Annotated in this window: 8 protein-coding genes; 5 read left to right on the top strand and 3 right to left on the bottom strand. The window is 66.1% G+C overall.

Features of this window, described 5'->3' with window-relative positions:
* Positions 1 to 13 precede the first annotated feature (13 nt).
* Complete coding sequence (locus QOL82_RS13265) at positions 14 to 259, bottom strand: hypothetical protein (protein WP_283442757.1); 246 nt, start codon at positions 257 to 259, stop codon at positions 14 to 16.
* Positions 260 to 386: 127 nt separating this feature from the next.
* Here QOL82_RS13265 and QOL82_RS13270 point away from each other — a divergent pair, with 127 nt between their 5' ends.
* Entirely contained in the window at positions 387 to 1,310 is a 924-nt protein-coding gene (locus QOL82_RS13270) for a rhodanese-like domain-containing protein (protein ID WP_283442758.1), read from the top strand.
* A gap of 200 nt (positions 1,311 to 1,510) precedes the next feature.
* On the opposite strand, the gene QOL82_RS13275 is transcribed toward QOL82_RS13270, so the two are convergent.
* Positions 1,511 to 4,273, bottom strand: a complete 2,763-nt coding sequence (locus QOL82_RS13275; protein ID WP_283442759.1) for an ExeM/NucH family extracellular endonuclease — start codon at positions 4,271 to 4,273, stop codon at positions 1,511 to 1,513.
* Between the two features lie 776 nt (positions 4,274 to 5,049).
* On the opposite strand from QOL82_RS13275, the gene opgC reads away from it, so the two are divergent.
* A complete protein-coding gene (opgC, locus tag QOL82_RS13280; RefSeq protein WP_283442760.1) occupies positions 5,050 to 6,213 on the top strand; it encodes an OpgC domain-containing protein in 1,164 nt (387 codons plus the stop codon).
* A 24-nt stretch (positions 6,214 to 6,237) separates the two neighbouring features.
* On the opposite strand, the gene QOL82_RS13285 is transcribed toward opgC, so the two are convergent.
* Positions 6,238 to 6,549 carry a hypothetical protein gene (locus QOL82_RS13285; RefSeq protein ID WP_283442761.1) on the bottom strand — a complete coding sequence of 104 codons (312 nt, stop codon included), beginning with the start codon at positions 6,547 to 6,549 and terminating at the stop codon, positions 6,238 to 6,240.
* Between the two features lie 529 nt (positions 6,550 to 7,078).
* Here QOL82_RS13285 and QOL82_RS13290 point away from each other — a divergent pair.
* The 3 genes from QOL82_RS13290 (at position 7,079) to QOL82_RS13300 (ending at position 13,057) form a co-directional block, all read left to right on the top strand.
* Positions 7,079 to 9,724 carry a bifunctional diguanylate cyclase/phosphodiesterase gene (locus QOL82_RS13290; RefSeq protein ID WP_283442762.1) on the top strand — a complete coding sequence of 882 codons (2,646 nt, stop codon included), beginning with the start codon at positions 7,079 to 7,081 and terminating at the stop codon, positions 9,722 to 9,724.
* A 219-nt stretch (positions 9,725 to 9,943) separates the two neighbouring features.
* The gene (locus tag QOL82_RS13295) at positions 9,944 to 12,649 is read left to right on the top strand and encodes a bifunctional diguanylate cyclase/phosphodiesterase (RefSeq protein ID WP_283442763.1); all 2,706 of its coding nucleotides are present in this window, start codon (positions 9,944 to 9,946) and stop codon (positions 12,647 to 12,649) included.
* Positions 12,650 to 12,757: 108 nt separating this feature from the next.
* Entirely contained in the window at positions 12,758 to 13,057 is a 300-nt protein-coding gene (locus tag QOL82_RS13300) for a GNAT family N-acetyltransferase (protein ID WP_283442764.1), read from the top strand.
* Positions 13,058 to 13,091: the final 34 nt, after the last annotated feature.

The following is a 13,091-nucleotide window of genomic DNA, read 5'->3' on the forward strand; positions in this document are numbered from 1 at the left end:
CGTGCTGCCTTCCCTATTTGCCGAGCGCGAGGAAATTGTCGACGTCGACTTTCGCCAGCAGGGTGCCGGCCTCGCGGGCGGCGCTCTCGGTGGTATGGCCATCCATGGTCTGCTGTCGCGTGACCGAATGCCTGATCACCGCCTTCTCCGGGTCGCCGGCCCTGGTGATCTGGTAGCGGAAATCCCAGAGGTCGTCATGGTCGGTGAACGGGGTCACTGCAATCTCGAAGCCGCGGTATTGGACAGTGCTTGCTTCCATGGAATCTCCCGGTGGAAAGTTCGTTATGCACAACAGTGCAAGGCTGCATTGATGGCAGACTTGCCATTCGGCGAAAAGTTTCGTCCTGGCCAGCCTTCCCCGGGCTGGCGCTGAAGCAAAGGCGGCGATGTCTTATCTAGTGCAATTTATCGAGCAGTTCGGCATTCTCGCCGTGTTCATGAATGTATTGATCGAACAGCTCGGCGCGCCGATCCCGGCCTATCCGACGCTGGTGATCGCCAGCGCGCTGATGAGCAACGAGCCTACGTCATTTCGCGACCTGCTGCTTACCGCGGTCGTGGCCGCGATGATCGCCGACCTGGCCTGGTATGCGGCCGGCAAGCGCTACGGCAGGCGGGTGCTGGCGCTGCTGTGCCGGATCTCGCTGTCGCCCGATTCCTGCGTGCGGCAAACCGAATCGCTGTTTCACCGCTGGGGCGCGCCGTCGCTGCTGGTGGCCAAGTTCATTCCCGGCTTCGCCTCCATCGCCAGCGCGATGGCCGGCGCGCTGGGCACGAGGGCGCCGGTCTTCCTGCTGTTCGACTGCCTCGGCGCGGGCATCTGGGCCGGCTCGGCGCTGTGGCTGGGCATGCTGTTTCGCAGCACGGTCGGCGATCTGCTCAGCGTGCTGGAAAGCCTGGGCAAGTGGGGCCTGCTGCTGATTGCGTCCGCGCTGCTGCTGTTCATCCTTAACAGGTGGTGGCAGCGCCGGCAGTTCATCCGGTCGCTGCGCATGGCGCGCATTTCCGTGGCCGAGCTGCACGACCTGCACCTGCTCGGCTCGGAGCCGGTCGTCGTCGACGTGCGCCCGGCCCATGCGCAGAGCGAAGGAAAAATACCCGGCGCGCTGGCGATCCCGGTGGACGAGATCAGCCGGGCGGTGTTCGACATGCCGGCGGACAGCGAGGTCATCGTCTACTGCGCCTGCCCGAATGAAGCGTCCGCGGCGAAAGTGGCGAAGCTGCTGATGAACAAGGGCTACAAGCGGGTGCGCCCGCTGACCGGCGGGATCGACGCCTGGGTAGCCGCCGGGCATGGGCTGGAACGGTAGTTCGCCGTGTCGGGGCAGGCCCGGGCTTCGGTAAAACGGCGCTTCGGTGGATCGGAGCTTGGGTAGCGCCGGTACTTTTGTAGATCGATACTTCAGCATATCGGCGCTTTCGCAGATCGGGGCGCGGCGTGCGCGGCAGCGGCGGGCCGCGCATTGGCGCCGGCAGACGCCGCCTCGGACCAGGTCTGACCACGACGGCATCATGGATCGGCGGTAGCCGCTTCCAGCCTGAGGCTGACCACGACGGGATCATGGTCGGATGACCGGTAAGGTGAGGGCGCGTAGAGATCCTGCGGCTTGAACGCCGTTCGGTAGTCGATGAACGATGGCTCGTCCGCATTGATATGCCATTCCGCGACGCCCAGCACCTGGCGGCCGAGCGTTGGCGTCGCCAGGACGTGGTCGATATAGCCGGCTTCGCTGTCGAAGACATAGGAATACGGCATGCCGCTGCGCCGCAGGAAACGCTCGACCTGGTTGTGCAGGCCGGCATCGATCAGCGCGGCGACCGGGTCTTCCATCGCATAGGCATTCATGTCGCCGATGACCAGCACATCTGGGTCGCCGGCCGCCGCCTGCACCCGGGGAATGAACACCGACGCCAGCCGCCGCGCCTGCCGGACCCGGGTCGCATTCCAGCAGCCCTGGCCGTCGCCGGCGTCCGCATCGGGATGCCCGGCCGCCGGACAGCCGCCCTTGGACTTCAGATGCGCGACGACCAGCGAGAAGGTCTGCCCGTTGGCCGCGGCGAAAGTCTGCGCCATCGGCGGACGGCGGTTGGCCGGGTCGGCGTCCGCCAGCGCGCCGCCGACCAGCGTCAGCCGCGATGGCTTGTAGATCATCGCGACCCGGATCGCATCGTCGCCGGTGACGGTCGGCTTGGGCACCACCGCATAGGCGCCGCTGCCTGCGACCGCATTGAGCCCGTCGACCAGGTTCGCAACCGCGGCGTCGCCATTGTTCTGCACCTCCATCAGGCCCAGCACGTCGGCATCGAGGGCGACGACGGCGGCGACGATCTTCGCGCGCTGCCGCTGGAAGGCCGCCAGGTCGCCGGCGCCGCGGCAGTTAGCGCGCGACACCGACGCGCCCAGCGCGCAGCCCTGGCCTACCTGGCCCGAGGCGGTCGTGCCGTCGGCAAAGGTCGTGAAGAAATTGAGGACATTGAAGCTGGCGACCTTCACGTTGCCGGCGGGAAGCGACGGGGCAGACGGGCGCGGGTTGTCGCGCGAGAACACCGGCGCGGCGGCGGGCTGCAGCTTGTAGCCGGCTGGCCCTGAACTGGACGCGCCGATCAGCCCGAAGTCTATCGTCCCGACCAGCCCGGTCGCGCTGTCGCCGGCGCGCAGCGTCCGGTCGGCGCCGAGATAGGGGACGGGGTCCGGATACTGGCTGGACCGGCCATCGTCCAGCACGATCATGGCGGCCGCATTGGCTGCCGCCGCCGCCAGCGCCTGCGCCGAACGCGGCGCATGCCGGTTGGTCGGCTTCTCCAGCCGGCCCGCCGACAGCGTCACCTGGCCGTAGCGTCCCTGGAACGCATTCTGGCTGACCGTCAGCGGATTGACGATGCGCACCAGCATGCCTTCCAGCCGCTCGAAGTCGTCGGCCGAGGCAAGCGGCAGGGCAATGTCGGTCGGCAATAATGGGTTGTCGCGGCTGATCACGTCGATCACGGAGACGCCGGTCAGCCGGGTCACGGTGCGGCTGGCGTCTCCGGCATTGAATTCCGTCACGGTAGCCGTCAGCCTGATCCGGTCGCCGACTGCAATCCGCCTCGGCGGCACGCCGCCGGTGAAGACGAACAGGCCGTCCGATGTGGCCGGATCGCCGTCGCCTACCGGGTCCTGCAGGTAGAAGCCATTCGGCGCCAGCAGCGTGACCACGCCTTCGGTGGTCTGCATGGTGCCGGCGTAGGGACTGACGGCGCCGCTGCCCTGGATCTGCGGGATCGCATGCATGCCGGCCGACGCTGGCTGCACGTCGACCACGATTGCGCACAAGCCGGCCTGGCCCTGGTCGTTGGCGAAGCCGACCGTCAGCGGGTAAGCGCCGGGCGGGACGGTGGGCGCGATATCCAGCCGGAATGCCGCGCCGCCCGCTAGCTGCACTACCGCTCCGGCGGCAGCCACGCCGATGCCGGGCGTCGCGCCCGCGACAATGGTCGCGGCCTTTACGACGCCATCGGCATCGCTGGCGGACAGCATCGTGCTCCCGGCTGTCCCGGCAGGCGTCGCATAGCGTTCCGGACACAGGGCGATGATGGGTGCATTGCCTGCCGCGCAGAGGTTGAATGCGCTGGCGCCGTTGCGTGGAGCGGGCATGGCTGCCGCGAAGTCGGCCCTGTTGTCGTCGGTATCGGCACAGCCGTCGCGGGCGCGCAGGATGGCCATCGTGTTGGACGGAGCAACCGCCGGGCCGGCGCCTTCGTGTGCCGTGCCTGCCGGGCCGAAGCCGACCAGGTCGACCACGCTGGGCGCGCCGGGACCGGCCACGGCGGCTGCCGTATTCGCCAGGAGCACCCGGCCGGCCGTCGCGGCCAGCGCCAGCGTGCCGGTAACGTCCGCGGCGGGCAGCGCGGCCGTCCCGCCCGCGCCGGCGGCGCCCTGCACCAGCAGGTACTGGCCGGGTTGCAGCGTCACGGCGGGCAGCGCCGTCACGGACCAGCTGCCGCCGGACGACGGCGCATATTGCACGCTCCAGCCTTTCAGGCCGACCGGCGCCGCGCCGCGGTTGAACAGCTCGACGAAGTCGTTGCGGTAGTACGCGCCGGCGTTGCCGCCGCCGCCATACACCTGGCTGATCACGACGCCGGATGCAGCCGGCGCGCTCGCTGCTACGACGCTCAGTAGCGCGGCGGCCAGCATGCGGCAGCACCAGCCGCACGCCCGCCGGTAGGCAGCGCAGCGCACTACGGGAGGCCGGGCGGGGCGCTCCGCGTGGGCAAATGAGGCGACGGGCATGCTGGCTCCAGTGAGTGCAGTGCAAGGCGGCGGACAGGATTGGCTACAGGGGACAGCGCATATGCTTCTGAAGCTGAAAATCCACAGGCAGGCCGGGACGGACCGGACCGTAGTGGGACCGCGAACTGGCAACCGTGGCGGCGAACCGGTACCCCGGCATGCGACAAGTTGCGACAGCGTCCGGCGAAACAGCCGGGCGATGTATTGAACGAATGCGTGTGACAGAAAGCCGTTCTTGCCCATAAGGCTGCGTTCCGGGAAAGCAGCCTGACGAAGCTGGGAAAACTTGAAGCTGGGAAGCCGGGGAAGCCGGGGAAGCCGGGGAAGCCGGGGAAGCCGAGAAGCCGTGAATCTGTGAATTTTTGAAAACGTGAAGTGTGCGTGAAACACCAGGATCGGGCATCGGCAAGCACCTGAAAAGTGCGCTGTCCCCGAAGCGACGCCTGAGTCACGAAAAACAGGCGGCGGTTTCATGCAGAACGCCGCGGCGGCTTGCCGGTCGCTGTCCCCGCGTCGCCCGCGCCAGCCCGTCGCCGGCCGTCGCACACCCGTTGCCCGACCCGGTTTCTGCACCCGGCAAACGTAGATTTTCGACTCGATGTTCTATTACCGGACTTCCGTAACCGCCCCTACCCAAGCGGTCATCCGTGCGCCAGCAGCAGCACCGTTCGCGAGGCGTCTCGCCGGATGAATGTATAATTTCCAAAAGTTATTATTTAACAGACATGTTTTCTGGAATGGATCTTGCCAGTACAGATGCAAATTGAGAGGTTTTTATGACGACACGCGACGTCCGGCTCGACACTTTTCGGGGAATTTTCCTCGTCCTGATGACGGTCGACCATATCGGCGGGAAAGTGACTGCATTTACCTACGAGCCGTTCGGTTTCGTTTCGGCGGCGGCCGGCTTCGTGATGCTGTCGGCCTACCTGTATGCCTACACCGCATCGACCAAGCAGCCGCTCGGGCCGTCCCTGTGGCGGCAATCCCTGGTGCGCGCGGCCAAGCTCTATCGCTACCACGTTCTCGTCTTTGCGCTTCTCCTGCTGCTGATCCTGGTCAGTCCGCTCCACCGCGGCTACCTGGCGCACCAGTTCTTGCCAGGGAATATCGGGCCGATGGCATCGATGCTCTACGGCGCGGTGCTGCTGCACCAGCCCACGCTGATGCACCTGCTGCCGATGTACCTCATATTCACGCTGCTGAGTCCGCTGGTGCTGCTGGCCTTTCACCGCGGCCTGCACCTGCCTGTGCTCGTGCTCAGCCTTTCGCTGTGGGCCTGGGGCCAGTTTTACGATCCGCTGGAATGGCTGGTCGCGGCCAGCGGCAGCGGCGCGCTCGCCGGCGACTTCAACCTGCTTGCCTGGCAGGTGCTGTGGGTGTCCGGCCTGTACATCGGTTTCGTTCATGGCGTGGAAAAGCGCACTGCGCTGTTTCACTCGCCGATGTCCTTCTGGCTTGCGGGGATCGCCGTCGTCGGCTTCATGCTGGCAAAGCAGGATGTGCTCAACATGCCCGGCCAGATGGAGTTCTATGTCGAAAAGTCCGACATGCGCGCGCTGCGGCTCGCCAACATTTTTTGCCAGGTCGTCGTCTTCTGCAAGCTTGTCCAGTTCCTGCCGAAAGACAGGGGATTGCCGTGGCTCCGTTTCATAGGCAAGTACGGCCTGCAGGTCTACTGCTTCCACGTGCTGCTGGTGGCCTTCCTCGAGCCTGTCAGCTGGCGGATCGGGATGCACTTCAGCTACCCGGCCGAACTGGCGTTCATGGCAGCCGTGGTGGCAAGCCTCAGCATTCCGGCGCTGCTGTATCGTGCATACGAGCTGCAGGTGCGCCGTGCCGGCGCCCGCACCTGGCCGAACCGGCTGCGCGCGGTGGACGGTGTCGCCCGGACGCTGTTCAAGCCGCGGCGGAAGGCGGACGCGACGCGCCCGGATTGACGCACGCAGGCATCGCGATGCCCGCTAAACGGACAAGGCGTCCTGCACCAGTTCGCCTTGTTCCTTGACACCCATGCGCTCCCAGGTGTCTGCAGGAATGTTCAGCGCTTGCCGGGTCCGTTCGCCGGCGTCGCGCCAGGCGTCCGCGATGGCGTCGCTCTCGCTCGGCTGATTCTCGTCGGAACGGGTGTCGGTCGTACTCCATGACCAGCCGGATTTCTTGGTCACGCTGTCGAATGCATAACCGACGCCCTCCAGTATTTCCCGCTGGCCGGCTGCACCGGACGACACGGCGCTCCCCTTGAAGCTGGAACCGCTTTTCGATTTCTTGAACATGGCGATGCAATTGCCTTTCATTATGGTGGACGGTCTTGTTCCCATGTCGGGCCATTTCGGCAACAATCAACCGCCGCGGCATGACCGTCCAGGTGTGCCGCCGCTTGCAACGACGAAAATGCGGGGGCCGGACGTCCAGCCGGAGCAGCGGACAGCGGCGGGGAAACGCAGCCGGATGTGTCCGCCGGAATGTCCCGGAAACGCGTGCGCCGCCCCGCGCATCCTATCGCCGGCGATTATGCAAATGGCTTGCCTTTCGTTTCCGGGAATTGCAATTTCCGCGCGTCCGCGACGGCGATTCGCGTAAATGCGTTCATTGTCGGGACGGGGAAGGCGCCCCGCGCCCGCGAATTCGTTGGCAAGCTGGAAATCCGAAACTGGCTTTTCGATATAGGATGTTTCTTTATGCCAGTATCATAGGCTTTCGAACAGAGAGCGTGGACACCCGGCTTTCCCGCGACGGAGGTGAGCGTGTTGAACAGATCCGAATATGCTCCATAGGCTGAGACAAACAGGTTTTTTCAGGAATTTGCAATTTGCCCGACGCAATATCCGTGTCCTCGCCCTGTGGCTGCTGGCCGCCGCCGCGCTGAGCAGCGCATTCTGGATGTGGGCTTACAGCGAGATCGCCCGCGAAAGGGAAGCCGTCGTGCTCGATGCGCGCCAGTCCGCCAGTTCGCAGGCCAGGGCCTATGCCGACCAGCTCGACCGGTCGCTGGCCCAGATCGACTACATCATGCTGAGCATGAAGCATTACTGGGAGGAAACCGGCGGCAGGATCCGGCTGGAAAAGCAGCTGGATGCCGGGCTGGTCTCGTCGAACAGCGATTTCGTCGTCACCATCACGGACCGCGCCGGCAAGGCGGTCACGAGCACGCGTCCGTTCCGCAAGGACTTCAGCGGCTTTTCGAGCCGGGCCTATTTCAGGGAACACCAGAATGGCACCGTCCGCGGGCTCTCAATTTCCGAGCCGGTGATCGGCCTGCGCTCGAAGCGCCCGCAGATCATCCTGAGCCGCCGGCTCGAAACGGCGAGCGGCGCGTTCGACGGCGTGATCGCCGTGTCGGTCGAACCCGGTTACCTGCTGGCCTTCAGCGACCCGACGACGATCCATGGCGGCGACTTCATCGAGGTAAGAAAGATGGACGGCACGTTCTTCGCCGAAAAGTCGCTGGCAAACGCGGCGTCCGGGAGCACCCAGTACCGGTCTGCGCCCCAGTTTCCCAATGACGCAGGCATCGCCAGCGCGCCCGGACAGCATTTCATGGACGCCAGGCCCAGGGTCGTGGCCTGGCAAAAGGCAAAGAATTATCCGGTCGTGTCTGTGGTCGGGGTGTCCGTCGAGGACAGGCTGGCGAAGTATCGCGAACGCGAACATGAAATGCGCTTCGTCGCGCTGCTGGTCAGCGCGGTGCTGTTTTTGCTCGGCGTCGGCGCGACCGTCTTTTCGACCTGGCGCGGCCAGAAGCTGCGCGATGCGAAAGAGGTAACCGCGGCCTACCGGCTCGCCACCGAAAATGCGCAGGACGCGTTTTACATGATGCGGCCCATCCATGACGAAAACGATGAAATCATCGACTTCGCGATCGAGGACTGCAACGAGCAGGGTGCGATCAACTTCGGCGCGAGAAAGGAAAAACTGCTCAACACCCGGATGTCGTCGCATATGTCGGCCACGTTCCGCGACCAGCTGCTGTCGATCGGGCGTATCGCGATGGCGCAGGGATTCCACGAGGAAGAAGCGTTCATGCCCGCGCACGGCAAGCGTCCCGCGCAATGGCGCAAGCGCCGGCTGCTGCGCTCCGGGCGCGGGCTGGCCGTGATGGTCAGGGATGTCACCGCCGAAAAGGCGCATGCGGATAAGCTGCACCAGCTCGCCAACTCGGACGCGCTCACGTCGCTGCCGAACCGCCACTGGCTGACCAACTACCTGCTGGTGGCGATCGAAAAGGCCAGGGTCACCCGAAAGTCGCTGGGCGTGCTGTTCGTCGACCTGGACGATTTCAAGAACCTCAACGACACGCTGGGACACGCCGCCGGCGACGAGTTGCTGAAGGCGGCCGCATTGCGCCTGAAGGAAGTGCTGCGGCCGCAGGACAGCGTCGCCCGGCTCGGCGGCGACGAATTCACGATGGTCCTGGAGTCCATCGGCAGCGACCGCGATATCGTCACCGTGGCCGAACGCATCGTGGACACGCTGCACGAGCCATTCGTCGTGGCCGGCGGGCACCGGCACGTGGTCCATGCGTCCATCGGCATCAGCGTCTATCCGCAGGATGGCGAGGACAGCGACACGCTGCTGAAGAATGCCGACATCGCGATGTATGCGGCCAAGACCAGCGGCAAGGGCAACTACCGCTTCTTCCACGAGAACCTGTCCGAGCAGCTGGTCAGCAAGCTCACCCGCCAGGCGCAGCTGAAGCAGGCGCTCGAACAGGACGAACTCGTCGTGTATTACCAGCCGCGGGTCTGCGGACGGACCGGCGAACTGACCAGCCTCGAAGCGCTGGCGCGCTGGCGCCATCCGTCCTGCGGCGTGATGCAGCCCGATGACTTCATCCCGGTCGCCGAGGAGACCGGGCTCATCATCCCCCTCGGCGAACAGGTCATCAACAAGGTTTGCGACCAGCTGGTGCAATGGCGTGCCGAAGGCGTGCCGCTGGTCCCGGTCTCGGTCAACGTGTCGGCCCGGCAGATCAACAGCGGCAGCGTCAGCGCCGTCATCGCCGCCGCGCTCGAACGGTGCGGCATCGCGCCCGACCTGATCGAGGTCGAGATCACCGAGTCGGCCACGGTGGGCGAAAGCGTTGTCGCGTCGGCCGAACTTGCGACGCTGCAGACCATGGGGAGCCGGCTCTACGTCGATGATTTCGGCACCGGCTATTCGTCGCTGTCCCAGCTGCGGCGCCTGGACATGCACGGCATCAAGGTCGACCGCTCCTTTACGGCGCAGCTCACCGACGGTCCGCAGGACCTGGCGCTGTTCAGGGCGATCGTGTCGATGGCGCATGCGATCGACATGCAGGTCGTCGCCGAGGGCGTGGAATCGGCGGAGCAGCTCGCGCTGCTGCAGGGACTGGGCTGCGACGAAATGCAGGGCTACTACATCTCGCCGCCGGTCCCGGCGTCCGACGTCCTGCTGATGCTGCAAAAACGCCATCTCTATCCGGGCTGACCGCGGCCGCGGACGCTGCGCAGCTGCCGTGCCGGCACCGGCTTTCCTTTCCAAATGATAATTTCCTGGCGGACCTCTTAATTCCGCGCAATGTTTTTGTGCAAACGGAACCGGGGCGCAGAGGGCCGCCCAGTATGATCGAGCCAGTCAATGTGAAAAAGGAAATGCGTACCGCATGTCACATTCGGAGTGACTGCCCGCATCCAGCCTATGCGCGTGATGATCCCTGGTTCAACGATGCGCCGCGTGCAATGCAAGACGGTCCTGCGCCACGTGCGCTTCATGCTGCAGAATGCCGGCGCGCTGGCGCTGTGGCCGCTGGCCTTCGTCGTGCTCACGGCGATACTCTGGACCTGGGTCGCCTGGGTGGTCGTGCATGAAAAGGCGGCGCTGCGCGAACGGCTCTTCCAGAGCGCCGCGGCGCATGCCAGGGCCAGCAGCGAGCAGATCGAGCGCTCGATCGGCCAGATCGATTACCTGATGCTGAGCTTGAAGTATCACTGGCAGAAATCCGGCGGCACGGTGGATCTCGAGGAGCAGGTGCGTGCCGGGCTGGTGCCGAAATCAACCGACCTGAGCGTGACGATTTTCGACAGCTACGGCATGCCGGTGACCAGCACGGTGCTCGGGAAACGCCGGACCGGCAGCATCGCCCACCGGCAGTACTTCAGCGCGCATGCGGCGGACCCGCAGCTCGGCCTGACGATATCGGAGCCGATGACGAGCATCCTTCACCGGCACGTGATCTTCGCGTCGCGGCGGCTGGACACGCCCGACGGCGCATTCGCCGGCGTTGTCGTGGTGGCGTTCGAACCGCGTTACCTGCTGTCCCTGTACGACGACACCGGCCTGGGAAGCGACGACTTCATCGCCGTGCGCCGGAAGGACGGCGTGTTCTTCGCCGCCCGGCAGGCCGGCGCGCCGCTGCTGTCCACGCCGATCTTCGGCAGCGACGCCATTTCCGCGGCGCCGGTCGGCAGCATGATTGCCGCCGGCGACCGCTTCGCCGACGGCAAGGAGCGCGTGCTGGCATGGCATGGCGCCCGTACTTACCCGGTCGTGTCGATGGTCGGCCTGTCCGGGTCGGGCAGGTTTGCCGCGCAGGGCGCAGGCGAGCGCGACATGATGCTGTTCGCCGCCGGCGGCACGCTGGCGCTGCTGCTGGCCGCCGTCATCGGGGCGAGCCGCGCCGCACGCAGGCTGCGGGACCAGCATTACTCCCGCGAAGTGCACCATGCGTATCGGCTGGCGACGGAGAACGCGCGGGAAGGTTTCTACATGCTGCGCGCGCTGTCGGGGCCGGACGAGAAGATCGTCGACTTCCGGATCGAGGATTGCAACGAGCGCGGCGCGGCCTACCGCGGCATTCCCCGGCTGGCGCTGATCGGCAGCACGCTTTCCGCGGTGCTGCCCGTCATGTTCGCCAAGGACATGTTCCCGGCCTGCCGCAAGGCGATGGCGAACGGCCTGCACGAGGACGAAATGTATGTGCCGCCGCGCGACGCCCGGCCCGCGCAATGGCTGCACCGGCGGCTGATCCGCACCGGCAGCTGCCTGGCCGTGACGCTGCGGGACATCACCGACAGCAAGAACCACGAGCAGGCGCTGATGCGGCAGGCCGACACCGACCCGGTGACGCTGCTGCCCAACCGGCACTGGCTCACCGCCTACCTGCCGGCGGCCGTGGCGAAGGCGGAGCGCGACGGCACGATGCTGGCGGTGCTGTTCTGCGACCTCGACGACTTCAAGAACATCAACGACACGGTCGGACATGCGGCCGGCGACGCGCTGCTGAAGGCGGCCGGCCTCCGGCTGGGCGCCGTGGTCCGGCCGCAGGACAAGGTGGCGCGGCTGGGCGGCGACGAATTCACCGTCATCATGGAAGGCGCGGCCAGCCAGGACGATGTCACCGCGGTGGCCGAGCGCATCATCGCCACGCTGCTCGAACCGTTCCGCCTCGACCAGTGCGGCCAGACGCATGCGGTCCGCGCGTCGATCGGCATCAGCATGTATCCGCGCGACGGCGCCGACGGCGACGCCCTGCTGCGCCATGCCGACATCGCGATGCATGCGGTCAAGACCGCCGGCAAGGGCACCTACCGTTATTTCGAGCCCGCGCTGTACCAGCGGCGGCTGGCCAAGCTGCGGCGCGAGGCCGAACTCCGGCATGCGATCGGGCACGAGCAGCTGGTGCTGCACTACCAGCCCAGGGTGAATGCGGCGACGGGCGAGATGACCAGCATGGAAGCGCTGGTGCGCTGGCTGCACCCGGTCCACGGCCTGCTGTCGCCGGGCGAGTTCATCCCGCTGGCCGAGGAGAACGGCAGCATCGTCGCATTGGGCGGACAGGTGATCGAAATGGCCTGCGCGCGGCTGGCGCTCTGGAAAAAGCAGGGCCTGGCGGTCGTGCCGGTCTCGGTCAACGTGTCGGCTTGCCAGATCTGCACCGGCGACGTCAGCCGGCTGCTGGCGGCGGCGCTGCAGCGGCATGGCCTGGACGCGGGGCTGATCGAGGTGGAGATCACCGAGTCGGCCACGATGGGCGAGGGCTCCACGGCGCTGGCGGCGCTGGCCGACATCCAGGCGCTGGGCATCGACCTGTATGTCGACGATTTCGGCACCGGCTATTCCTGCCTGGCCGAATTGAAGCGGCTGCGGATGGACGGCCTGAAGATCGATCGCGCGTTCACGTCGCGGCTGCTGAACGGGCCGGACGACCGCGCATTGTTCACCGCCATCGTGTCGATCGCGCGCACGTTCGGCATGCGCATCGTGGCCGAGGGCGTGGAGACCGCGGAGCAGCTGCAGGCGCTGCAGCATTACGCATGCGACGAGGTGCAGGGCTATTACATATCCCGGCCGCTGCCCGCCGAACAGGCCGGCGCGCTGCTCGGCAGAAAATCGCTTTTCGTCGAGCATGCATGAACGCGTGCCGGCCCGTCCTGCGGGGCCAAGGAACATTCGGCGCCGCCCGGCGTCAGAACAGTCACCGCCGCCGCATGGCGCGCCCACCTTCCAACAGCAGGAGCACAGATGAACCAGCCTTCCCCCGTCGTCGCCGATAACCCGGCCGAGCAGCGCTACGAACTGCGCAGCGGCCAGACCGTGCTGGGAATCGCCAGCTACCACATCGACGGGGAGGATGCCGTGATCTTCACCCACACGGCCGTCAATCCCGAGGAAGAGGGCAAGGGCTACGGCTCGCGGCTCGCGCGCGGCGCGCTGGACGATGTCAGGAACAGCAAGCGCAAGGTCGTGGCCCGCTGCGAATTCATCGCGCGCTACATCGACGGCCATCCTGAATACCGGGACATGCTGAAGCAGGACGCCTGACGGCGCAGCGCCTGCGGCTGACGGCGCGTCGCCT

Origin of the sequence: Noviherbaspirillum suwonense, assembly GCF_900182955.1 — a bacterium.
GTDB classification, from domain to species: Bacteria; Pseudomonadota; Gammaproteobacteria; order Burkholderiales; family Burkholderiaceae_D; genus Noviherbaspirillum_A; species Noviherbaspirillum_A suwonense.

Excerpts from the sequence above, each read along its gene's own strand:
- QOL82_RS13265 (WP_283442757.1), bottom strand. The coding sequence starts at position 259 with ATGGAAGCAAGCACTGTCCAATACCGCGGCTTCGAGATTGCAGTGACC.
- QOL82_RS13270 (WP_283442758.1), top strand. The coding sequence starts at position 387 with ATGTCTTATCTAGTGCAATTTATCGAGCAGTTCGGCATTCTCGCCGTG.
- QOL82_RS13275 (WP_283442759.1), bottom strand. The coding sequence starts at position 4,273 with ATGCCCGTCGCCTCATTTGCCCACGCGGAGCGCCCCGCCCGGCCTCCC.
- opgC (WP_283442760.1), top strand. The coding sequence starts at position 5,050 with ATGACGACACGCGACGTCCGGCTCGACACTTTTCGGGGAATTTTCCTC.
- QOL82_RS13285 (WP_283442761.1), bottom strand. The coding sequence starts at position 6,549 with ATGTTCAAGAAATCGAAAAGCGGTTCCAGCTTCAAGGGGAGCGCCGTG.
- QOL82_RS13295 (WP_283442763.1), top strand. The coding sequence starts at position 9,944 with ATGATCCCTGGTTCAACGATGCGCCGCGTGCAATGCAAGACGGTCCTG.
- QOL82_RS13300 (WP_283442764.1), top strand. The coding sequence starts at position 12,758 with ATGAACCAGCCTTCCCCCGTCGTCGCCGATAACCCGGCCGAGCAGCGC.